Source organism: Luteibacter rhizovicinus (assembly GCF_004342265.1).
GTDB lineage: Bacteria > Pseudomonadota > Gammaproteobacteria > Xanthomonadales > Rhodanobacteraceae > Luteibacter > Luteibacter rhizovicinus_B.
In genome coordinates, this window is record NZ_SMCS01000008.1 from 143,235 (window position 1) to 164,164 (window position 20,930).

Below are 20,930 nucleotides of genomic sequence, written 5' to 3' on the forward strand. Positions count from 1 at the left end.
CTTCCGTTTTCCCATTCGAGGATCGTGCCGTGACCCAAAGACGTTCCTATGCCGTCGGCACCGGTCTGTTCATCGTGCTTGGCTTTGCCGCGCTCGCCTATCTCGCGACGCAGACCACCTCGGTGGCCAATGCGCGGCAGGGCGACAGCTATACGCTGGAAACCCATTTCGCCAATGTCGGGCAGCTGAAAGCCCGCGCGCCGGTGAAAATCGCCGGCGTCCGCGTCGGTTCGGTGCAGGCCATCGACCTCGTTCCGGGCAAGGAAGAGGCGAAGGTCACGCTGTCCATCGACAAGGCGCACGAGGACATTCCCGACGATTCCGTCGCGACGATCTTCACCAGCGGCCTGCTCGGCGACCAGTACGTGGGCATCCAGTTCGGCCAGTCGAAGAAGGCGCTCGCCGAGGGCGGCATCATCGGCCTGACCCGCCCGGCGCAGCAGTTGGAAGAGATGATCGGCAAGTTCTTCGGCGGCGGCAGCGCTGCCGATCGCCTGGGCGGTACCTATAAGGTCACCGGCCATTTCACCAACGTGGGCTCGTTGCAGGCCGGCGCGGCCGTGAAAATGTCCGGCGTGCCGATCGGCAGCGTCGACACGGTGGTGATCCAGCCGGGTCATCTCGATGCCTTCGTGACCCTTGCTATCGACAAGCGCTATGCCCAGATACCTGATGACTCGGCAGCGGCGGTGTTCACCAGCGGTTTGATCGGCAGCCAGTATGTTGCGATCCAGCCTGGCGGCTCGCCCGAGTTCCTGAAGGACGGCGACGAGATGGTCCTTACCCAGTCGGCATTGCAGCTGGAAGACCTGATCGGCAAGTTCCTCGTGAACGGCTCGCCGAGCGACAACAAGAATGGCGCCGGTAAGAGCGGCGGCCAGCCCGATGCATCCTCCGGCAAGTAGAAAGCCGGTACCAGGAGAAGATTCAATGGTGCGTAAACTTACTCTGGCCCTCGCGCTTGCCCTTGGCGGCGCGGTTGCCGCTCCGGTCTTTGCGCAGGCCCCGGCTCCGGCCGCCGCCAGCGCTCAGGAGGCGCCGACGCAGATCGTCCAGGCCATCGCCGATCAGCTGTCGAAGGCCGTCGAAGGCCATCAGAAGGAATTGCAGGCCGATCCCGACAAGATGATCGCCGTCATCGACGACGTCTTCCTGCCGCACTTCGACATCGACTACGCGTCGATCCTGGTCCTTGGCCAGAATGCCTCGAAGGCTACCCCGGCCCAGCGCGAGCGCTTCGCCAAGGCGTTCTACAACTCCATTACGCACCGCTATGCGGAAGGCCTGGTCAACTACACGCGTGGCCGCGTGAAGGTGTTGCCGACCACTGGCGACATGAACGACAAGCGCACCATCGTTCGCACGCAGGTCATGCTCGACGACGGCAAGTCGGTTTCGGTCGACTACGCCTTCCGCAAGAGCAGGTCGGGCGACTGGAAGGCTTTCGATGTGATCATCGAAGGCATTTCCTACGTCACCAACTACCGCAACCAGGTCGATGCGGAAATCAAGAAGGAAGGTCTGGATAAGCTGACGACCGACCTGGAAACCCAGGGCGCCAAGGCCATCGACACCTTGTCGAAGGAAGGCGGTCAGGGCAAGTGAGCGCCAGCGCTTTCTCGTTGGAAACCAGCGCACCGGACACCCTTGCGGTGACCGGTGCGTTGTCGTTCACCACCGCCGCGGCGGTGCTGGAAGCCACCACCGCCGAACTGACGCGGGGCGGCCAGACGACGCTGGATCTGGCGGGGGTTACCCACGCCGATAGCGCCGGGCTGGCCTGTCTGCTGGCCGTTCTGGCCAGCGCCCGTTCGCAGGGTCGTACCTTGACGGTATCGAACGTGCCGGCCGGGCTGCATGCCCTGGCGCAGGTCTCGGGCGTAGATCAACTGGTCTGAGCCCGTGTTGTTGTAGGAGCGCTCCCGAGCGCGATCCGAAGCGAAGAATCGCCGATTCACCCCTTAAACGAAAAACGCTGCCGGTCCTCTCGGGCCGGCGGCGTTTTTCGTTTCTTCCTGCGTTTCGCTCCGGCCGGATCGCGCCTAAGCGCGCTCCTACACGGGCCTTAGGGCTTGTCGTTCTTCTGTTCCCACTTGTGCTGCTCGTCCAGCAGCTTGTCGGGATCGAAGTTTTCTTCGTTCAGGCCCTGCATCTGTTCAATCACTTCCGCCGGCGGGTTGCCGTCGTAGATCTGGTACAGGCGCTGCTGGCGGTAGGCGTCGCGCATGAAGACATACGGATCGTACGCGGAGGCCAGGAAGCTCTCGGCGTCGATGGCGCGTGCGCGCAGGGTTACGAGGTAAAGCACCTGCGGCAGGTACTGCTGGCCGAATTTGTAGTCATGGTTACGCGCGTAAATGCTGAGCGGGTCGAAGAAGTAGCTGTCGACCGGCAAGCGCCAGACGTCGCGAACCGTGGTCGGGCCGACCAGCGGCAGGACCAGGTAGTCGCCCTCGGGGACGCCCCAACGAGCCAGGGTCACGCCGAAATCGTTGTCTTCCAGCGGAATACCGAGCTGGCTCGCGGGATCCATGAAGCCAGCCACACCGATCGTCAGGTTGACCAGGAAGCGGCCGGTGCTCTGGACCGCCTGTTTCGGGCGGAACTGGAGCAGGTCGTTGGCCACCGTGATCGGCAGGCGGATATTGGTGTAGAAATCGCTGAACGCGCGACGCACCGGGGGATTGGTGATCTTCCGGTAGCCGACGGCGACCGGGCGGATGACCGCCTTATCGACCGAATCGTTGAAGTTGTACATCGTCCGGTTGAACTTCTGGGCCGGATCGTCCGTACGGGGCTTCGCGATGGTGCAGCCCGCCAGCAGGGCTATCGCCAATAGGGGTAAAGCGGCGCGGAAGGCTTTCGAAATGGCGGTGGCTGGCATTCTGGCGGCTTGAATGGGGGAGGGGGACCACTTTATTGTACCGCGTGGTTCTTTAATTTGCACTGATGCCGTCCTGGCGAGCGATAACCGGGCATCATACGCCTAGGCCAATTGCCAGCCAACGGCCCGGACCGCTAAACTGCACGGCCAGAAGTATCTTTATTGTCAAGGATTTGAAATGGCCCGTATTACTGTCGAAGACTGCCTCGAGGTAGTCGACAACCGCTTTGAGCTCGTGCTCATGGCGACGAAGCGCGCCCGCCAGCTGTCGAGGGGCGCGGAGCCGACCATCGATCCGAACAACGACAAGCCCACCGTCCTGTCGCTGCGCGAGATCGCCGAGGGTCGCGTCACCAACGAAATGATCGAGGAAATCGACAAGGCCGCTCGCGAGCGTGCCGAGCGCGAAGCTCTCGAGTGGGCCGCGACCGAAGTTGACGACGACCTCTCGAAGGGCGGAGATGACTGATGACGCCGGGTCGCTGTCGACCCAGGACTTCATTTAATACCGCACGACATCTCGACGCGCGGCGCGATCCGTCGCGCGCATCCGGGGAGGCCGTCGCCTGACGGGCGACGCGAGGCCTCCCGTGGAAGTTATCCCCGCCATCGTTCCCGTCGACGACATACCCGTGCCGCCCTATGTGCAGGCACTGGAAGAACGCGTTGGCGGTTATCTGCCGCACGCGCAGGTCATGCGCATCCGCCGCGCGTATATCGTCGGCGCCGAAGCACACGCGGGGCAGACGCGTAAGTCGGGTGAGCCGTACATCACTCATCCCGTCGCCGTGGCGCATATCCTGGCCGAGCTCGGCCTCGATGCCGAAACGATTATCGCGGCCATCCTCCACGACACGCTGGAAGACACCAAGCTCGGACGCGCGGAGCTGGAAAGCGAGTTCGGCGTGGCGGTCGCGGAACTGGTCGACGGCGTCACCAAGCTGGACAAGATGCGCTTCAGCAGCCGGCAGGAGGCCGACGCGGAGAGTTTCCGCAAAATGCTGCTGGCCATGGCGCGCGATCTTCGCGTCATCCTGATCAAGCTGTCCGACCGTCTGCACAATATGCGCACGCTGGGAGCAAAGGACGCCGAGTCGCGCCGCCGCATCGCGCGCGAGACGCTGGAAATCTACGCACCCATCGCGCAACGCCTCGGCATGAACAAGTTCAAGGCCGAGCTGCAGGACCTGGGCTTCCGTGCGCTGTATCCCGATCGTCATCGCGTGATCGGCGAACGCATCCGCGCCGCGCTGGGCAATCGTCGCGAGGCGATGGCGAAGATCGAGATGGCGCTGGAAGCACGCCTTGCCGCGGAAAAAATTCCCGGTCGCGCGGTCAGCCGGATCAAGTCGGCGTGGAGCATCTATTCGAAGATGCGCAACGAGCACAAAACGTTCGCGCAACTCATGGACGTCTACGGCTTCCGTGTGATTACCGATTCGGCCATGCACTGCTACCAGGCACTCGGTGCCGTGCATGGCCTGTACAAGCCGGTGGACAGTCGTTTCAAGGACTTCATCGCCATTCCCAAGGCCAACGGCTACCAGTCGCTGCATACGGTATTGCTGGGGCCCTTCGGTGCGCCGATCGAAATCCAGATCCGTACGTCGGAAATGGAGTCGGTCGCCGAACGCGGCGTGGCGGCGCACTGGGCGTACAAGAGCGATTCGGGTCCCGCGAACAGCGCGCAGGCGCGCGCCCGCGAATGGCTTTCCGCGCTGGCCGATAGCCAGGCCAATACGCCGTCGGCGTCCGAGTTCCTCGAAAACGTAAAGATCGACCTCTTCCCCGACGAGGTTTATCTGTTCACGCCGCGCGGCGAAATTTTCTCGCTGCCGCGCAACGCCACCGCGCTCGACTTCGCCTATGCCGTGCATACCGACGTCGGCGATCACGCCGTCGCCGCGCGCGTCGACAAGAAGCTGGTGCCGCTGCGCACGCGTCTTACATCGGGTCAGCAGGTCGAAATCATTACCGCGCCGTCCGCCGTGCCGAATCCGGCGTGGCTGGAGGCCGTGGTCACGGGCAAAGCCCGTACGGCGATTCGCCAGTACCTGAAGCATCTGCAGCACGAGGACGCGGTCGACTTCGGTCATCGCATGCTCGATCGCGCGCTCGATGCGCGCGGCATGAACCTCGACGCCGTACCTGCGAAAACGCTGGATCGTTTCCTCGAGGAAGCCAAGCTGAAACGGCTCGAGGAACTGCTGTCGGAAATCGCTCTCGGCAATCGCATGCCCGATCAGGTCGCCGCGCAACTGGTCGCCTTGCTCGGGCCTCGCGAGGAAGTGGATACGTCCACGCACGTGGCGGAAAAGATTCGCATCAGTGGCGCGGAACGCGGCGTGTTGAGTTTCGGCAACTGCTGCCATCCGTTGCCCGGCGACGAGATCATCGGTTATCTCTCGTCCGGCAAGGGTATCGTCGTCCATCGCGTCGAATGTCCGAACGTGGTCGAATTCCGCAAATCGCCCGAACGCTGCGTCGCCATCGAGTGGGACCGTGACGTTACCGGCGATTACCGTGCCGAACTGCGTATCGAAGTACTCAATCGTCCCGGTGTGCTCGCGACGGTCGCGGCCGCGATCGCGGCCGCCGACTCGAACATCGAGAACGTCGAATACATCGAGCGCGACAGTACGGCGGCGACGTTGTTGTTCGCGATCGAAGTCAAGAACCGTAAGCATCTGGCCGACGTAATGCGCCGGGTTCGCCGCACGGGCGTCGTCAGCGGCGTGTATCGGCATCCGTTGTAAACAGAGCCGATGATTCTCTGAGGATTGGGTAGTGCGATCTCTGTGGGGGCGCGCCGGCGCGCTCCCACAGAAGGCTATGCTCTCCGCTAAACTCAGGCATCTTTCGCCGCTTCGAGAGCCCCCCATGACCCGCAGCATCATCGCCACCGACAAAGCTCCTTCCGCCATCGGCCCTTACTCGCAGGCGGTACGCGCGGGGCAGACCGTGTATTTCTCCGGTCAGATCCCCCTCGATCCGGCGACCGGCGAACTCGTCGCGGGCGATATCACTGCGCAGACCCGTCGCGTATTCGACAACCTGACCGCCGTGGCCCAGGCTGCTGGCGGCTCGCTTTCCGACATCGTGCGCGTTGGCATCTATGTCACCGACCTGGGCAATTTCGCCGCGGTCAACGCCGTCATGGCCGACTATTTCCAGCAGCCGTATCCGGCGCGCTCCACGATCGAAGTCTCCGGCCTTCCCAAGGGTGCGCAGGTCGAAGTGGACGCGATTCTCGTCCTGCCCTGATCGCTTGATCGCGCGCGTGCCGCCGTCTCCGTCCCTGTCCGGCGATTCCGGGCACGCACCGCTCACGTCGCTGGGCGGTGTCGGACCGGCGCTGGCGGAAACGCTCGGGCGACTTGGCCTGCGCGAGGTGCAGGACCTCTGGTTCCACCTGCCGCTGCGCTACGAGGACAAAACCCACGTGTTGCCCATCGCCGATCTACGCCCGGGCGATCGGGCGCAGGTCGAAGGGAGGGTTGAGGCGGTCGAGCGCGGGTTTCGTTATCGCCCGCAGCTGAAGGTCCTTATAAGCGACGACTCCGGGCGTTCGCTGCTGCTGCGGTTTTTTCATTTCCGCAAGGCGCAGATCGACCAGTTCGCCGTCGGTGCACGCATCCTCTGTTTCGGCGAAGTGCGTTATGGCGCGCAGGGGCTGGAGATCGTCCATCCGCAATATCAGCGCATCGAGGCGGACGAAGCGGTTGTCGTCGACGAACTGCTGACACCTATTTATCCGACGACCGAGGGGCTGGGTCCGAAACGTCTGGCGGGCGTGATCGGCAAGGCGTTGAGCCGCCTGCCTCCAGACGATCGTCTGGAGCTTATTCCCGAGGATATCGGTCGTCCGCTCAACCTGGTCTCGTTGCGCGAAGCGCTGCTATACGTGCACAGGCCGCCGCCGGATACCAATCTGGGCCAGCTCGGCACCGGCCGTCATCCAGCACAGCAACGCCTGGCATTCGAAGAACTGCTGACCCAGCACCTCACGTTGCGGCGTATGCGTGCGGCCGTGAAGCGGCGTCGCGCACCCGCGCTCAAGAGTGCCGGAACGTTGCGCGATCGTCTTCTGGATGCGTTGCCGTTCGCGCTCACCGGCGCGCAGCATCGGGTCGCGAAAGAAGTCGCACGCGATCTTTCCCGCGCACATCCGATGCTTCGCCTCGTGCAAGGCGATGTGGGTAGCGGCAAGACGGTCGTCGCGGCACTGGCGGCGCTGGCGGCCGTCGAAAGCGGTTATCAGGTCGCCCTGATGGCACCGACCGAGCTGCTGGCCGAACAGCACCTGCGCAACTTTCGCGCGTGGCTGGAGCCGTTGGGTCTCGAGGTCGTCTGGCTGGCCGGTAAGGTGCAGGGCAGGGCGCGTAAAGCCGCGCTTGAACGCGCCAACGGTGGCGCGCACGTCGTTGTCGGTACGCATGCGTTGATGCAGGAAGGTGTCGCGTTCTCGAAGCTCGGACTCGTCATCGTCGACGAGCAGCATCGTTTCGGCGTGCACCAACGGCTGGCCCTGCGCGATAAAGGCGCGGAAGCCGATCTCGTGCCGCATCAACTCGTACTCACCGCCACGCCTATCCCGCGCACTCTGGCCATGAGCGCTTACGCCGACCTCGATGTTTCGTCCATCGACGAACTGCCTCCGGGGCGCACGCCCGTGCATACCATCGCCCTGTCGAACAGCCGCCGCGGCGAAGTGATCGAACGTATCCATGCCGCGTGCGCCGAAGGGCGGCAGGTCTACTGGGTCTGTACCCTGATCGAGGAATCCGAGCAGCTGAACGCGCAGGCGGCGGAAGTTGCGCATGCCGAACTCACGGCGGCGCTCCCGGACCTGGCGGTGGGACTTATCCATGGACGTCTGAAGCCCAGGGAAAAGCAGGCTGTCATGGATGCCTTCAAGGCGGGCGAACTGGCGGTACTGGTGGCTACCACGGTGATCGAGGTTGGCGTCGATGTACCCAACGCGAGCCTGATGGTGATCGAAAACAGCGAGCGCCTGGGTCTGGCGCAGCTGCATCAGTTGCGTGGCCGCGTCGGGCGCGGTGCCATCGCGTCTAACTGCGTGTTGCTGTATCAGGGGCCGTTGTCGCGGTTGGCGAAGGAGCGATTGCAGGTGATGCGCGAGACGAACGATGGGTTTCGTATCGCCGAGAAAGACCTCGAACTGCGCGGTCCGGGCGAAGTGCTCGGCACGCGGCAGACGGGGCAATTGCAGTTCCGTATCGCCGACCTGACCCGCGATGCGCATCTGATGCCGGAAGTGCAGCGGGTGGCGGAGGCGATGATGAAAAATCATCCTGCGCGGTGTGAGCGGTTGATCGAGCGCTGGGTGGGGGATGCCGCGCGGTACGTCCATGCCTGACCGGCAACGGGAGTCGTTCGCGACGACTCCCTTACTCAGTCAGGCTTCGCTGCACATCAGGTAAAAGTCCTGTACGTCGAACTTGTCCTCTGGAAAGTACGGAGAGCGGTATCCGCTTTGGATATTCACGCTGACGCGGGTGCTATCGGTAGTCCGGAAGCAGTGTCGTTGACGCGATTCTTACGAACAGCCGATCGACCGTGGTCGGGACAGTGAACTCGAAGACATTCCCGTCGACCCTCTCCACATCGTCGAGATCGATTTTCGAAAGGGTGCAGGCAGGCGCCCGGGAATATACGTCCGGCGCGATTCGGATCGTGTACGTGACCAGGTGCCTGTAGCCGTCGTGTCTAACGCGGGGTCGCCCCATGTCGCGTCCGAAGGTTCGTTCGTACCGTTGCGGCGATAGCTTCGGTCTCTCTCAACGCCGGCTGGCTCGCCGGCGTAACAGCGCCCACGTCGTGCAGTCGTCCGCTTTCACGTAGCTCGCGGTGGAACCGCGCAATCCTGGAAGGCAGCGTCCCGTGGGTCATCGTATGCACCGGCCGCCCCGTCGCGCAGGCTTCCGACAGCATGTTCACCGAATCGGGCGTCACCAGAAACCGGTCGGCCCAGCCGAGCACGCCCGGATAAGGATTCGGACCGTCGCCTTCGTTAGCCCAGATGAAGCCCGGCACTCCGTCGAGCGCTTCGCGCAATGCGGCGATGGCGTCGGGCGGCGTACGCCGCGATGCGACGGCCATGACGCTGCCACCATCGAGAATATGCCGTCTGGTGACGGCATCGACAAATCCGGCGATAGCAGGTCCGTCGAATGGCATGCCGCGACGGGGGCCTCCGAGGAGTACGGCCAGGCGCGGACCCTTGAGGTCGGTCAGGTAGGCGAACGCTTCGCGTCCGTCGTCGAGCCAGGCATCGTCGACCGGATTGAGCGATCCTATCGGCGTGAGTACGTTCGGCCCCTCGAGCCCGTCGTGGCGGGGGGCGACCACCATGTCCCAGTGCCTGGGCGAAATATGCGGATCGAGAATCTGGACGGCGAACGTTCGCCCCTCCGAGCGGGCGCGCAGGCGCCGGGTGAGCAAGGCCGAAGCCCGCCCGCAACCGATGACGATCGGTGGCCAGGGAGGGGAGAAGCCCGAGCCGTCGCGCCGGCAGGCAATGTCGACGCCGGGGAGCATGCGCGGGGCGAACCACGACCAGGGTGCCCGTAGGGTGACGATGAGTTCGCGCACAGGCATCTTCAGCGCTTCGGCCAGCGCCAGCGCCTGGCGCCGGTTACCCGCCGCACCGTCGGTGACCACCCAGCATTCGCCCGGAATCGTCACCCTCTGGGCCCCGCTCGCAGGGCGATTGTTATCGTATTTCGCACACTACGTTCCCTGGAGCCATGGTTCACGATGGCATTGTCGCGCTTACACTGTCCGGATGCCGACTGGATCGGCAACGACAGACCAGACCCAAAGGATACCCATGAGTGCTCCGCTGAACGATGCCGCCCTCGACCAGTTGTTCCTGGCCGCCCGCACCTATAACGCGTGGCTGCCGAAGGAAGTGACCGACGAGCAATTGCATCGTCTGTACGAACTGGCGAAATTCGGTCCGACCGCGGCCAACTCGTCGCCGATGCGCGTGGTGTTCGTGAAGTCGAAAGAAGCCAAGGCGAAGCTCGAGCCGGCACTTTCGGAGAGCAATAAGGCCAAGACGATGGTGGCCCCCGTCACGGCGATTGTCGCCACGGACTTCGAGTTCTACGAAAAGCTGCCGAAGCTGTTCCCGCACGCGGACGCTCGGAGCTGGTTCGTCGGCAACGACGCGTCGATCCAGTCCACCGGTTTCCGCAACGGCTCGCTGCAGGGCGCTTACCTGATCGTAGCGGCCCGTGCGCTCGGTCTGGACTGCGGTCCGATGTCCGGTTTCGACAATGAAACCGTGGACAAGGCGTTCTTCGCCGGCACCCAGATCAAGTCCAATTTCCTCGTTAATATCGGCTACGGCGACGCCAGTACGAATCTTTTCGGACGCCTTCCGCGTCTGGATTTCGACGAAGCCGTTACCATCGCCTGATTCCAGGCGGGCGCCTCCCGGCATCCGCCCATCCCTGGCAGTACCCACCCGCAGCTGGAGAAAACCATGCGCGCAATCCGTTACCTCGCTCTCGCCGGTCTGATCGCCGCCGGTTCGGCTCAGGCCGCTCCGGTTACCTACACGCTCGACCCGGGCCACACGATGGTCCTGTTCAGCTGGAACCACTTCGGTTACTCAAACCCGACCGCCAATCTCGGTGGCGTCCAGGGCACGCTGGTTTATGACGCCGCCGCGCCGACCAAGTCGTCCGTTGAGGTCACCCTGCCGCTGACCAGCCTCGACACCCACGTGCCGGCCCTCGACGAGCACCTGAAGAAGCCGGACTTCTTAGACGCCGACAAGTACCCGACCGTTACCTTCAAGAGCACGAAGGTCGCGGCAGCCGGCAAAGACAAGCTGAACGTCACGGGCGACCTGACGATCCACGGTGTCACCAAGCCGGTTGTCCTCGCCGTGACGGTGAACAAGGTCGGCGAACACCCGATGCTGAAGGCCCCGGCCGCCGGCTTCGACGCCACCGCCACCATCAAGCGTTCCGACTTCGGCGTCGGCGCTTATGTGCCGAACGTCTCCGACGACATCAAGATCCGCATCACGACCGAGGGTCTCGAGTCGGCAGCCTATAAGGCGAAGATGGGCGGTAAGTAAGTTTCAGGGGCTCCCGTAGCCTCAGCTTCAGCCCGCGCCGGCGACGGCGCGGGTTTTTTTTGCCTGCCCCGCAGGGCCATCCGGCCCTGCTAACATCTGCGCCCTGACCGAATCGCTTTCTTCGGAGCATTTTTCATGACTACGACCGACGCGGCGCTGCCGCTGAAACTGGCAAACGCCGAAAATCGTTACGAAGTGACGCGCGCGGATCTGCCGTTGTCCTGCCCGATGCCGGGCATGCATCTGTGGAATTCACACCCGAAGGTGTATCTGCCTATCGAAGACGATGGCGGCGAGTCGGTTTGTTCCTATTGCGGTGCCCGCTACATCCTGCGTGACTGATTCGACGAAAGTCGGCACGTAACCTGCTTGCCGTTTCGGCAGACCATTCCGGATACCCCACCTTGGCCGCCGAAGTTACCCAAAGCCCGAAGGCGATGACGGTCGTTCAGCTGATCCCCGCGCTGCATGCCGGGGGAGCGGAACGCTCGACGCTGGAAATCGCCAGGGCGCTCGTCCAGGCGGGGCATCGCTCGGTCGTGGTGTCGGCTGGCGGACGGCTGGTCGACCAGCTCGAGGCGGAAGGCAGCCGGCACATCGCCTTGCCGATCGGCCGGAAGGCGTTCTCCACCCTGTTTACCGTCGGCAAGCTGCGCCGGGTTCTGCGCGAGCTGAAACCCGATGTCGTCCACGCGCGCTCGCGCCTGCCGGCGTGGATTGGCTGGTGGGCGATGCGCGGGGTGAAACCGCGTCCGCACTTCGTCACCACCGTGCATGGACTCAACAGTCCGGGGCACTACAGTGCCGTATTGATGCGCGGCGAGCGGGTCATCGTGGTGTCGCAGACCCTGCGGGACTACGTGCTGCGGCATTACCCGAAACTGGATACGGCGCGTATCGCCGTCGTTCCGCGGGGCATCGACACCGAAGCCTTTCCCTATGGCTATCGTCCCGACGACAGCTGGCAGCAGGCCTTTTTCGAGCAGTATCCGCAACTGGCCGGCGCGCCGCTGCTGACGCTGCCCGGCCGTGGCACACGCCTGAAAGGGCATCGCGATGCCATCGAACTCCTGGCCGACCTCGAACACCGTGCCATCGATGCGCGCCTGCTCCTGCTTGGGGCCGACGAGCCGGGGCGCGAGGCTTATATCGCGGAACTTCGCGAACTGATCCACGAGCGCGGACTCGACGACAAGGTCGTCATCTCGCCGACCCGTTCGGACGTGCGCGACGTTTACGCCATGTCCGACCTGATCCTGCAACTGTCGATCCGGCCCGAGTCCTTCGGGCGGACGGTGGTCGAAGCCCTGGCGTTGTGCCGGCCGGTGATGGGCTATGCCCACGGCGGCGTCGGCGAGCTGCTGGCGGAGCTCTATCCGGCGGGCCGGGTGCCGTTGGGCGATCGCGAGAAACTGGTCGAGCGCGCGGCGGAACTGCTGCGCTTCGCGCCGCCGATCCCACCGCCGCGCAGCTATCGCCTGGTGGATATGCAAACGGCGACGCTGGCGTTGTATGCCGAGGTGGTTGGCTCGTAATCCCCGTCGATCAGGGCGGCTTCTGTGGGAGCGCGCCTGCGCGCGAAAGCCTATGGAACGGTGACGCTGTGCGAAGCTTTCGCAGCCGGGAGTATCGGCTTGCGTTGCGACCGGTCCGTTTCTTCGCTCCGTGGGCTTTCGCGCGCGGGCGCGCTCCCACTAGAGAGCAAGCAGGGGGTCGCATCGCGGCAAGCACCCTATAATCGACCGCTCCTCACCCCGGTCATCCCATGACGCTGAAAGCCGCGCTCCGTTCGCCCCTTCTGCCGATCTGGCTGGTGCCGGCGCTCCTGCCGTTCGGCCGTAGCGCCGAGCTGGGTGTGTTTCTTGCGCTGGTGGGCGCCGTCCTGCTGCTGGTGCGCGAGCCGCGTGCGTTGGAAACCCACGCCGGTGCCCGGCTATTCCTCTGGCTGTTCGGGGCATACGTTGTCGCCGCGCTTGTCTCGGCGGTCGATGCCGTGGCGCCGGGCCGTAGCTGGAGCACCGTGGCGGGCCTGCTGCGCTTTGCACCGCTAGGTATCTACACGTGTTTCGCGATGCGGCGACCGTCCAAAGTGCGGGCGCTGTATATCGCTACGGCCGCCGTGGTCGCGCTGTGGGTGCTCGACGCGTGGGTGCAGGCGTTGACGGGCTGGGGGCTGCGCGGTCTGTCGAATGCCGAGCGCCTGTCCGGGCTGTTCGGTGCCGATAACCTGAAGCTCGGTCCCGCGCTGGCGGCGTGCGCACCGTTCCTGTTGTGGGCCGCTCGCGAACGCTGGGGCTGGCGCGGTCTTGTCGTCGCTTACCTGTTGACCCTGGGACCGGTGTTGCTCGCCGGTTCGCGCGCCGCATGGCTTTGTTACGGACTGGTCGGTCTCGCGTTCCTGTGGCGCGAAAGTCGTACGCCGTTACGTTTCCTGGTGTTCTGCGCCGGCGGCTTCGTGACCCTGCTTCTGGCTGGGACACTTGCCTGGCAGGTGTCGCCTCGCGTCCACGACCGCATCGAACGCACACTGGTGGTCGCGCAGGGCTCGACCGCGTCTCTCGATGCCGCGTTGACCGGGCGTCTCGATATCTGGCGAACCAGCCTGCGCATGTTCGCGGATCACCCCATCAACGGTGTCGGGGTTCGCTCGTTCCGCTACGCCTATCCGTCCTATACGACGGCGACCGATCATTTCGTCACGGCCGAAAAATGCAGCGAGGGCGAGGGCGCGTGTCACGCCCATCAGGTGATCCTCGAGGTAGCGACGGAAACCGGCGTTATCGGTCTGGCGTGCTGGCTGGCCGGTGTCGTCATGGCATGGCGCGCGTGGCGGCGCGTTGGCTATGCCGGGCGTGAGCGCGCTTTCCCGGCAACCGTCGCGCTGGCATCCATCCTGTTCCCGCTCAATACGCACATGGCGTTTTATTCCGCGTGGTGGGGATTGCTGTTCTGGTGGTTGCTGGCGGTGTGGTGCGCGGCGCTCTATGCCGATGTACCGGATGCGGAGTCGGCGCATGCGTGAGCCGCTGTCCGTTGTCGTGACCACGTTCGATAACGAGGACACGCTGGACGCGTGCCTTGCGTCGGTACGTTGGGCCGACGAGATCGTGGTCCTGGATTCGGGTTCTACCGACCGCACGCTCGCCATCGCCGATTCGTACGGTGCCAGGGTCCGGGCGCAGCCCTTCGCGGGATACAGCGCGCAGAAGCAGGCGGCTATCGATCTGGCGAGTCATCGCTGGGTGCTGTTGCTGGATTCGGACGAAGCGCTTCCCGCGGTTGCCGTCGAGGCGATCCAGCAGGCGTTGGCCGACCCTGCCGTGGCCGGGTTCGAGCTGTGGCGGCGCGAATGGGTTTTCTGGCGCTGGCAGGCCGGGCGGACACGCCTGAACCACTATGTGCGCCTGTTCGATCGTACCCGTGCGCGCATGAGTGGCCACGAAGTGCACGAAAGCGTCGTGGTCGACGGACCCGTCGCGCAACTGGACGCCACCATCGATCATTACGGCGAACGCGATATCGCCGGCCGCGTCGAGAAAGCCAACCGCTACTCCACGTTGCAGGTCGATGACCGACACACCCGCGCGCCACGTTTCCTCAGGCTGCGCATGGTGCTTTATCCCGCCGTCGCGTTCATCCGTTACTACGTGCTGCGCGGTCACTATCGCGCAGGCTGGGCGGGCTTCGTCGCCGCCCGGGTGCATGCGTTCTACGCGTTCCTGAAGTACGCGAAGCTGTACGAGCGCCGGCGTCGCGGCTGATCACGCCGCCATCGATATGTCGCGGACGGCATGCTGGAAAGCCATGGCCACCACGGTGCACGCCTGGCGACGCAATGCCTCTCGCTTGCGGAACGCGCTGCGATGTTTGCTTTCCACGTCGAGTTCCGAGCGCACCGGTTCGGAAGGCGGCAGGTCGAACAGGCCGTCGTCCGAAAGAATCCCGTCATTCTCGGACCAGAACCCGTCGTAGTCGGCCTTGATCTTGTTCGCGATGCCGGCGAACGGATGCACCGCGTTGCCCACGGCGCGAATGCGTTTGATGCCGAATCCTTCGGCGAGCGCATAGATCAGCGACAGCAGCAGATTCTTCGGACGCAGGCCGTGGCACTGCTTCGTCAGATCGCGGATAACCTCGCGCCCCGCGCCCGCCGCCGCGCCCTGAATGCATCCGATCAGCAGCGTGCTTCCGTCGTCCGCGATGGTCACGGTGGCGAAGGACAGCTGCAGGCCGTTTTCGTCGAACAGGTAAATGGATAGCTCGCCCTCGCGTCCACGCAGCGCGGGAGCCTTGAGTACGATCCGGAGCGCTCCGCCGTCGCGCAGGGCGATGGCGCCGATGTCCACGGTACGACGCAGATAAATGGCGTCGAACAGTTCCCGCGGAAAGTGCTGGGCGGCGAAGGCGTAGTGATCGCTCAGGATCGCCAGCCTGCGACGGGTGCGCAGGCTGCGGCTGATGAAGCGGTGCTGGTAGCGTTCGACCAGCGTCGGGTCCACGGCAACGACGCCGGCCATGCCGGGCGTCTCATCGAGGAAAGCCAGCCAGCGGCCATGGGGCTTCCAGGCACGCAGGCAACGGGCGGCATATTTGACAGCAGCTTCCGCGCCGCGCAGGCGGGTGCTGTGCCACTGGCTTCTGCCACGTAGCGAGCGGATGAAACGGGAGAGCGACGACATTGGAAGATCCGTCAACCAAAGGGGGACATGAACGTTTTACGCGCCAAAGTTTTCATGAAACTTTCTTTAGAAAACTGTCGCGACACCGATTCAGTAAACGGACGGCTCGCCGGGCGGTCGCGTTTTGAAGCGCTTGTGTACCCACAGATATTGTTCCGGGGCTTCCCGTACCATCTGCTCGATGGCGGTATTGACGCGAGCGGTATCGATCGCGGCGTCCGGGCCGGGGAAATCTTCCAGCGGCGCACCAAGTCGAAGCACGTAGCCGCCGGTACCGGGCAGGCGGCGATGGAAGAAAGGAATGACGGCCGCGCCGGACAGGCGCGCTAAGTGATGGGTGGCGGTGATCGTCGCCGCCGGCACGCCAAAGAACGGGACGAAGACGTTGTCCTTGCTGCGCATGTCCTGATCGGGCGCGTACCAGAGCGTGCCGCCGCCGCGCAGGTACTTCACGGTGCCGCGCAGGTCGTCCTTGTCGAACATGGCGTCGGCGTAACCCAGGCGGGCACGCAACACCGTCCACTCGAACACGTCCGAATCCATCCGGCGATACATGCCCGCGATGCGGATGCGCTGGGAGACCAGCCGTGCGCACAGCTCCAGATGCGAGAAATGGCCGCCGACCAGAAGCACGCCGCGGCCGGCGGCGCGTGCGGCTTCCAGGTGTTCCAGTCCTTCGATGGTCACGGGCACCTTCGCGATGGCGCGATCCGTGCCCAGCCATCCCAGTGCGAATTCCACGAGCATCATGCCCACGTCGCGCAGGTTCGCCGTGACCAGCGCCTTCTGTTCCGGGGGACCGAGTCCGGGGAAGCACAGGTCAATGTTGATGGCCGCGATGCGCCGGCGCCCGGAGTTCAGGTGCAGGGCAAGACTACCGGCCATCCGGCCGAGTCCCAGCAGCGCGCGAAAGGGCAGGTGGGCGATAAGCCAGATGACGCCGACACCGATCCACGCCGGCCAGTGACGGGGCGCGAGCAGGCGGCGATCGAACGTGGGGCGTGGAGTACCGGGCATGACCTGTCATTGTAACGTGCCGCGTTCGGACGGGTACGGTCCCACCCTCGGGCTATAATCCATGGCTCCTGACGCGGAACGTCCTCTTGCGCCTTCTGTACAACCTCGCCATGTACCTGTTCACGCCGCTGGTCATGCTGCGGCTGATGGCGCGTGGCATGCGTTACGGCGACTATCACCTGCGCTGGCGCGAGCGCTTCGGCACGTTCTCGACGCCCCGGCTGAATGGTTGTCTTTGGGTGCATGCGGTATCGGTGGGCGAGGTCAATGCCGCCGAGCCCCTGGTAAAGGCCTTGATGGTGGCCTATCCGCAGGCGCCGATGCTGGTGACGACCGTGACGCCCACCGGATCCGAACGCGTGCGTCAGCTTTTTGGCGATTCGGTTTACAGCGTCTACCTTCCGTACGACCTGCCATTCGCGGTCCGGCGTTTCCTGCGAAGCGTACGTCCGCGGCTGGCTATCATCGTCGAAACCGAGATATGGCCGAATCTCTATTTTGCCTGTCGCCGGCACGGCATCCCCCTGCTTATCGCCAACGCACGCTTGTCCGAACGATCCCTGCGCGGCTACGCGCGCATGCGTTCGCTGGTGCGCAAGGCGTTGCGCTGCGTGAGCCATATCGCCGCCCAGTCCCGTACCGACGCCGCCCGCTACCGGTTGCTGGGTGCCGAACCCAGCCAGCTCACCGTATGCGGCAACCTGAAGTTCGACATGCCGGTTCCCTGCGATGCCCTCGCCGATGGCACGACGATGCGTGCGACCTGGGGTGCGGGACGGCCTGTCTGGATCGCAGCCAGTACGCATGAGGGCGAGGAACTGGCGGTGTTGCAGGCGCATCTGGAAGTGCTCCGGCGCATACCCGATGCATTGCTGCTGATCGCTCCGCGACACCCGGAACGTTTCCGCGCGGTCGAGGCGTCCATACGTAGCCTGGGCTTCCAGACGGGAACCCGTAGTGGCGACGGCGTGCCGTCGTTGCACACCCAATGTTTCGTCATTGATGCGATGGGCGAGCTTCTTCGTTTCTTCGCGGCGTCGGATGTCGCCTTTGTCGGCGGCAGTCTGGTACCCATCGGCGGACACAACGTGCTGGAACCCGCTGCGTTGGGCAAGCCGGTCCTGGTCGGTCCGAATACGTTCAATTTCGAAGAAATCACTCAGGCGCTACTGGATGCCGGTGGCGGCGAGCGTGTCGCTACGCCCGAGTCGCTCGGTGAGGACGTCCTTCGTTTGTTGCGCGACGAGGTCCGTCGCAAAAGTATGGGCGAGGCCGCGCGTAAGGTGTTCGACAGCGAGCGTGGTTCTGTCGAGCGCGTGATGAAACTCGTGGATAACCTGCTACAGGAATAAGCCTGCCCCGATACCGCGGCGAGGATCTAAAGATTCCTGCCGCGGTTTACGGTTGCCTGCCTTGGTCAGGGTTTGACCGGGCCGATCGGGGAGACCTTAACGGTCGGGGTTTCGCAAGTCACCGACCCGGTCGCATGGATCGTCGGGTTGCCGCTGAAATCCGTGAAGTACCCAACACCGATGTTGGTAATAGCACCGTCGACCGCCACGCACTCGTTGGCGAGGTTCTTCTGCATGTCGAGGAATGCCTGGGATTCCGTCTTACCGAGGCCCATCACCTGATAGGTGAATGCGTTTCTGATGGCGTTGCCGCCGGAGAAACCATCGCTATTGCCGGAGCCGTTGTTACCATTACCGCCGGAAAAGCCGTTGTTGCTGCCGGAGAAATTGCTGTTCCCGCCATTGCCGCCGGAGAAGCCGTTACCGTTGCCGCCCGATACGCCATCCTGGCTATTGGTGGCTGCACAGGCAGCTCCTGCGAACGCGAGCGCCAGACATGTGGTGGCGATAAGCGAAATCTTCTTCATGTTGTCTCCATGGGAATAAGTGAGGGACACCTGTAAGGAAGAGCCCTTAAGGTGCCGTCAGTTTCTTTCCTTTGCCGGAGGGGCGGCATCGTCGAAGCAGGCGTTTGTGCGTAGGTGGGGCACTCGTTTCGCCATGTGAAAAGGATGAGGTCATGGGGGGTGGATGCCATCGATCTCAAGCAAAAAAAAACGGCGCAAAAGCGCCGTTTTTTTTGCCATGACTGGCGGGCTTACTGGAGCAGCGAATTGATCGCTTCCAGATCCTTGATGTCCACCGAGCCGGCGTTCTGCTTCAGCAGCAGCTTGTCGAGGATGAACTGGTGGCGGGCCTGCGAGTAGTTGCTCAGCGACTGCGTGAGGTTCTGCTGCGCGATCAGCACGTCGACGATGGTCCGCGTACCGACTTCGAAGCCGGCCTGCGTGGCATCGCGTGCGCTTTCGGCGGATTCGACGGCGGCCTTCGTGGCTTCGACCTTGCTGATACCGGCGACCACGGAGCGGAAATAGTTCAGCGTGTTGCGAACCACCTGGCGGCGGGTCGATTCCAGCGAATCCTGCGCCGAATCGCGGTCGTAGATCGACTGACGGACGCGCGACTGGGTGGCGCCACCGGAGAAGATCGGCACCGAGAGGGTCAGGCCGACGGTCGTCTGTCCGCGTCCGTTGGAGGCCCGCGCAACGGAGCTCAGGCCGCCGTTCTCATTCCAGGTGCTCGACTTGCCGTACTGGGCGGTGGCATCGATGGTCGGCAGATGACCCGCGCGCGCGGCGCTGATGCTGTGCTCGGCCGATTCGACGCTGAACTGGGACGCGAGGATCGTCGGGTTGTGCTGGACCGCCTGGTCCACCCATGCCTTCGCATCGTTCGGCGCCGGGGCGTCCATCGGCAGCTGCTCGCGCAGCTTCTTCAGGTTGTCCGCCGGCTTGCCGGTGATCTGTGTCAGGGCTTCGCGGGCGTCGGAAAGGGTGTTCTCCGCCGTGATGACGGAGGCGACCGCCGAATCGTGCTGCGCTTTCGCGTCCTGCACGTCGGTGATGGCGGACAGACCCACGTCGAAGCGCTGCTGGGCCTGCTCGAGCTGCCGGGCCAGCGCCTGCTCGTTCGCCTTGGCGAACGTGAGCGCGTCGTCATTGGTCAGCACGTTGAAGTACGCCGTGGCGACACGGGTCGACAGCTGCTGTACCGCCGCTTCGTACGTCGCCGTCTGTGCATCCGCCGTCGAATGAGCCGCCTTGAGGTTGGCGTATTTGCTGAAGTCGAGGACGCTCTGCGACACCGTTGCGTTGAGGCTGCGGTTGCGCGAGTTACCGGTGTCCGGCGTCACGATGTTGCCCGCGGCATCGGTGCTCGGCGTGGGCCCGGCTATCTGGGTCTGGTTCAGCGACAGCTGGGCGGAGACCTGGGGAAGCAGCAACGCGCGCGACTGCACGACGTTTTCGCCAACGGACAGACGGGTGGAATCGGCCTGCGACAGCACCGGATCGTTTGCCCGGGCCTGACGGTAGGCGTCCAGCAGATCTTCCGCGTGAACCAGCATCGGGCTCGCGGCCAGTGCCAGCGCGACGGTAAGGAGCTTCAAACGCATGGGGTCGCCTCGTGAATGGTGTAGGGAAATCGTGGGGTCAAAGCACGAAGCGCTTCACCGGCGCAGCATGCGCCAGATAGGGAAGGTCCGTCTCAAAGAGCGACTCCTCGCGATAGCGGCCATCACCCTCGTGGGTGAGGAGAACCGCCGTCTGCGCGGGAGAATCGCCACGTACGACAAACATCCGGCCACCGACCTTCAGCCACCGGACAAATTTTTCAGGAACGACGTGCATTGCGCCCGTGACGACGATGGCATCGAAAACGGCGTTCGGCGTGTAACCGTTGACGGCTTCGGCGACGTCGAAACGAACATTAGCGAAGCCGGCACGGCCAAGACGCTCGCGTGCCGTTTCGACGAAATCCGCGTGCATGTCGATCGTGGTCACGCGCTGCGACAGGTGCGCCATGCAGGCGGTGAGGAAGCCCGAGCCCGTGCCGATCTCCAGCACTTCGTCGGTCGGCTGCAGTTCCAGGGCCTGAAGCACGCGACCTTCGACGACCGGCTTCATCATTACTTCGCCGTGGCCCAGCGGAAGGGTGAGGTCCGCGAACGCCATATTGCGATGTCCGGCAGCCACATAATCTTCGCGGCGCACGTGGGACAGCGCGTCGAGCACGCGGAAATCCAGTACTTCCCACGGACGAACCTGGTTTTCCACCATGTTCTGCCGTGCCTGCTCGAAATTCATCGCCATGATGTCGGTGCCTTGCGAAATCGGAAAAAAGGGCTGAAAGGATAAGCGCTTAGGGCACGAGTTCCTATAGAT

General features: G+C 63.9%; 21 protein-coding genes. 14 read left to right on the top strand and 7 right to left on the bottom strand.

Features of this window, described 5'->3' with window-relative positions; translation table 11 throughout:
• The first annotated feature begins 29 nt into the window (after positions 1-29).
• From mlaD to EC912_RS16990, 3 genes are read left to right on the top strand one after another with little or no spacing between them, the layout of a single operon-like run.
• Positions 30-905 carry an outer membrane lipid asymmetry maintenance protein MlaD gene (gene mlaD, locus EC912_RS16980; protein ID WP_132146418.1) on the top strand — a complete coding sequence of 292 codons (876 nt, stop codon included), beginning with the start codon at positions 30-32 and terminating at the stop codon, positions 903-905.
• Between the two features lie 25 nt (positions 906-930).
• A complete protein-coding gene (locus EC912_RS16985; RefSeq protein ID WP_132146421.1) occupies positions 931-1,605 on the top strand; it encodes an MlaC/ttg2D family ABC transporter substrate-binding protein in 675 nt (224 codons plus the stop codon).
• Positions 1,602-1,898 (top strand): STAS domain-containing protein, encoded by a 297-nt coding sequence (locus EC912_RS16990; protein ID WP_132146424.1) that lies wholly within the window; start codon positions 1,602-1,604, stop codon positions 1,896-1,898. The genes EC912_RS16985 and EC912_RS16990 overlap by 4 nt, the downstream gene beginning before the upstream one ends.
• Before the next feature lie 167 nt (positions 1,899-2,065).
• Here the strand turns inward: EC912_RS16990 and EC912_RS16995 are convergent, their stop codons facing one another.
• Positions 2,066-2,884, bottom strand: coding sequence for an MlaA family lipoprotein (locus tag EC912_RS16995; protein ID WP_132146427.1), 819 nt, complete (start codon positions 2,882-2,884; stop codon positions 2,066-2,068).
• 178 nt (positions 2,885-3,062) lie between these two features.
• Here EC912_RS16995 and rpoZ point away from each other — a divergent pair, with 178 nt between their 5' ends.
• The 4 genes from rpoZ to recG all read left to right on the top strand — a co-directional run bounded on the left by rpoZ (position 3,063) and on the right by recG (position 8,264).
• Positions 3,063-3,353 carry a DNA-directed RNA polymerase subunit omega gene (gene rpoZ / locus EC912_RS17000; RefSeq protein WP_132146430.1) on the top strand — a complete coding sequence of 97 codons (291 nt, stop codon included), beginning with the start codon at positions 3,063-3,065 and terminating at the stop codon, positions 3,351-3,353.
• A gap of 121 nt (positions 3,354-3,474) precedes the next feature.
• On the top strand, positions 3,475-5,640 hold the full coding sequence (locus tag EC912_RS17005) for a RelA/SpoT family protein (protein ID WP_132146433.1): 2,166 nt from the start codon (positions 3,475-3,477) through the stop codon (positions 5,638-5,640).
• 124 nt (positions 5,641-5,764) lie between these two features.
• Positions 5,765-6,148: a RidA family protein gene (locus EC912_RS17010; RefSeq protein WP_132146436.1), complete on the top strand. Its 384-nt coding sequence runs from the start codon at positions 5,765-5,767 to the stop codon at positions 6,146-6,148.
• A gap of 7 nt (positions 6,149-6,155) precedes the next feature.
• Positions 6,156-8,264 (top strand): ATP-dependent DNA helicase RecG, encoded by a 2,109-nt coding sequence (recG, locus tag EC912_RS17015; protein WP_428993109.1) that lies wholly within the window; start codon positions 6,156-6,158, stop codon positions 8,262-8,264.
• 350 nt (positions 8,265-8,614) lie between these two features.
• Here recG and EC912_RS17020 read toward each other — a convergent pair whose 3' ends face one another.
• Positions 8,615-9,592: a mitochondrial fission ELM1 family protein gene (locus EC912_RS17020; RefSeq protein ID WP_132146442.1), complete on the bottom strand. Its 978-nt coding sequence runs from the start codon at positions 9,590-9,592 to the stop codon at positions 8,615-8,617.
• Positions 9,593-9,737: 145 nt separating this feature from the next.
• On the opposite strand from EC912_RS17020, the gene EC912_RS17025 reads away from it, so the two are divergent.
• From EC912_RS17025 to EC912_RS17050, 6 genes are all read left to right on the top strand, one after another.
• A complete protein-coding gene (locus EC912_RS17025) occupies positions 9,738-10,331 on the top strand; it encodes a malonic semialdehyde reductase (protein WP_132146445.1) in 594 nt (197 codons plus the stop codon).
• Between the two features lie 66 nt (positions 10,332-10,397).
• Positions 10,398-11,000: a YceI family protein gene (locus EC912_RS17030; protein ID WP_132146448.1), complete on the top strand. Its 603-nt coding sequence runs from the start codon at positions 10,398-10,400 to the stop codon at positions 10,998-11,000.
• 135 nt (positions 11,001-11,135) lie between these two features.
• Positions 11,136-11,342, top strand: coding sequence for a zinc-finger domain-containing protein (locus EC912_RS17035; RefSeq protein ID WP_132146451.1), 207 nt, complete (start codon positions 11,136-11,138; stop codon positions 11,340-11,342).
• Between the two features lie 95 nt (positions 11,343-11,437).
• Positions 11,438-12,535: a glycosyltransferase gene (locus tag EC912_RS17040; protein WP_132146551.1), complete on the top strand. Its 1,098-nt coding sequence runs from the start codon at positions 11,438-11,440 to the stop codon at positions 12,533-12,535.
• A gap of 230 nt (positions 12,536-12,765) precedes the next feature.
• Positions 12,766-14,022, top strand: coding sequence for an O-antigen ligase family protein (locus EC912_RS17045; protein ID WP_132146454.1), 1,257 nt, complete (start codon positions 12,766-12,768; stop codon positions 14,020-14,022).
• Positions 14,015-14,761 (top strand): glycosyltransferase family 2 protein, encoded by a 747-nt coding sequence (locus EC912_RS17050; protein ID WP_132146457.1) that lies wholly within the window; start codon positions 14,015-14,017, stop codon positions 14,759-14,761. The genes EC912_RS17045 and EC912_RS17050 overlap by 8 nt, the downstream gene beginning before the upstream one ends.
• On the opposite strand, the gene EC912_RS17055 is transcribed toward EC912_RS17050, so the two are convergent.
• Both EC912_RS17055 and lpxL read right to left on the bottom strand, forming a co-directional pair.
• Positions 14,762-15,679: a VirK/YbjX family protein gene (locus EC912_RS17055; protein ID WP_132146460.1), complete on the bottom strand. Its 918-nt coding sequence runs from the start codon at positions 15,677-15,679 to the stop codon at positions 14,762-14,764.
• Between the two features lie 90 nt (positions 15,680-15,769).
• Positions 15,770-16,696 carry an LpxL/LpxP family Kdo(2)-lipid IV(A) lauroyl/palmitoleoyl acyltransferase gene (gene lpxL, locus EC912_RS17060; RefSeq protein WP_132146463.1) on the bottom strand — a complete coding sequence of 309 codons (927 nt, stop codon included), beginning with the start codon at positions 16,694-16,696 and terminating at the stop codon, positions 15,770-15,772.
• An 86-nt stretch (positions 16,697-16,782) separates the two neighbouring features.
• On the opposite strand from lpxL, the gene waaA reads away from it, so the two are divergent.
• Positions 16,783-18,048, top strand: coding sequence for a lipid IV(A) 3-deoxy-D-manno-octulosonic acid transferase (gene waaA, locus EC912_RS17065; RefSeq protein ID WP_132146466.1), 1,266 nt, complete (start codon positions 16,783-16,785; stop codon positions 18,046-18,048).
• Positions 18,049-18,113: 65 nt separating this feature from the next.
• On the opposite strand, the gene EC912_RS17070 is transcribed toward waaA, so the two are convergent.
• The 3 genes from EC912_RS17070 to EC912_RS17080 all read right to left on the bottom strand — a co-directional run bounded on the left by EC912_RS17070 (position 18,114) and on the right by EC912_RS17080 (position 20,858).
• The gene (locus EC912_RS17070; protein WP_132146469.1) at positions 18,114-18,575 is read right to left on the bottom strand and encodes a hypothetical protein; all 462 of its coding nucleotides are present in this window, start codon (positions 18,573-18,575) and stop codon (positions 18,114-18,116) included.
• Positions 18,576-18,805: 230 nt separating this feature from the next.
• Positions 18,806-20,161 (bottom strand): TolC family outer membrane protein, encoded by a 1,356-nt coding sequence (locus EC912_RS17075; RefSeq protein WP_132146472.1) that lies wholly within the window; start codon positions 20,159-20,161, stop codon positions 18,806-18,808.
• A gap of 37 nt (positions 20,162-20,198) precedes the next feature.
• Positions 20,199-20,858 (bottom strand): protein-L-isoaspartate O-methyltransferase family protein, encoded by a 660-nt coding sequence (locus EC912_RS17080; protein ID WP_132146475.1) that lies wholly within the window; start codon positions 20,856-20,858, stop codon positions 20,199-20,201.
• Between the last annotated feature and the right edge of the window lie 72 nt (positions 20,859-20,930).

What these genes read in the sequence shown, in the direction of transcription:
- EC912_RS16985 (WP_132146421.1), top strand. Translation starts at nt 931, where the DNA reads ATGGTGCGTAAACTTACTCTGGCCCTCGCGCTTGCCCTTGGCGGCGCG.
- EC912_RS16995 (WP_132146427.1), bottom strand. Translation starts at nt 2,884, where the DNA reads ATGCCAGCCACCGCCATTTCGAAAGCCTTCCGCGCCGCTTTACCCCTA.
- rpoZ (WP_132146430.1), top strand. Translation starts at nt 3,063, where the DNA reads ATGGCCCGTATTACTGTCGAAGACTGCCTCGAGGTAGTCGACAACCGC.
- EC912_RS17010 (WP_132146436.1), top strand. Translation starts at nt 5,765, where the DNA reads ATGACCCGCAGCATCATCGCCACCGACAAAGCTCCTTCCGCCATCGGC.
- EC912_RS17025 (WP_132146445.1), top strand. Translation starts at nt 9,738, where the DNA reads ATGAGTGCTCCGCTGAACGATGCCGCCCTCGACCAGTTGTTCCTGGCC.
- EC912_RS17030 (WP_132146448.1), top strand. Translation starts at nt 10,398, where the DNA reads ATGCGCGCAATCCGTTACCTCGCTCTCGCCGGTCTGATCGCCGCCGGT.
- EC912_RS17035 (WP_132146451.1), top strand. Translation starts at nt 11,136, where the DNA reads ATGACTACGACCGACGCGGCGCTGCCGCTGAAACTGGCAAACGCCGAA.
- EC912_RS17040 (WP_132146551.1), top strand. Translation starts at nt 11,438, where the DNA reads ATGACGGTCGTTCAGCTGATCCCCGCGCTGCATGCCGGGGGAGCGGAA.
- EC912_RS17045 (WP_132146454.1), top strand. Translation starts at nt 12,766, where the DNA reads ATGACGCTGAAAGCCGCGCTCCGTTCGCCCCTTCTGCCGATCTGGCTG.
- EC912_RS17050 (WP_132146457.1), top strand. Translation starts at nt 14,015, where the DNA reads ATGCGTGAGCCGCTGTCCGTTGTCGTGACCACGTTCGATAACGAGGAC.
- EC912_RS17055 (WP_132146460.1), bottom strand. Translation starts at nt 15,679, where the DNA reads ATGTCGTCGCTCTCCCGTTTCATCCGCTCGCTACGTGGCAGAAGCCAG.
- lpxL (WP_132146463.1), bottom strand. Translation starts at nt 16,696, where the DNA reads ATGCCCGGTACTCCACGCCCCACGTTCGATCGCCGCCTGCTCGCGCCC.
- EC912_RS17070 (WP_132146469.1), bottom strand. Translation starts at nt 18,575, where the DNA reads ATGAAGAAGATTTCGCTTATCGCCACCACATGTCTGGCGCTCGCGTTC.
- EC912_RS17075 (WP_132146472.1), bottom strand. Translation starts at nt 20,161, where the DNA reads ATGCGTTTGAAGCTCCTTACCGTCGCGCTGGCACTGGCCGCGAGCCCG.
- EC912_RS17080 (WP_132146475.1), bottom strand. Translation starts at nt 20,858, where the DNA reads ATGGCGATGAATTTCGAGCAGGCACGGCAGAACATGGTGGAAAACCAG.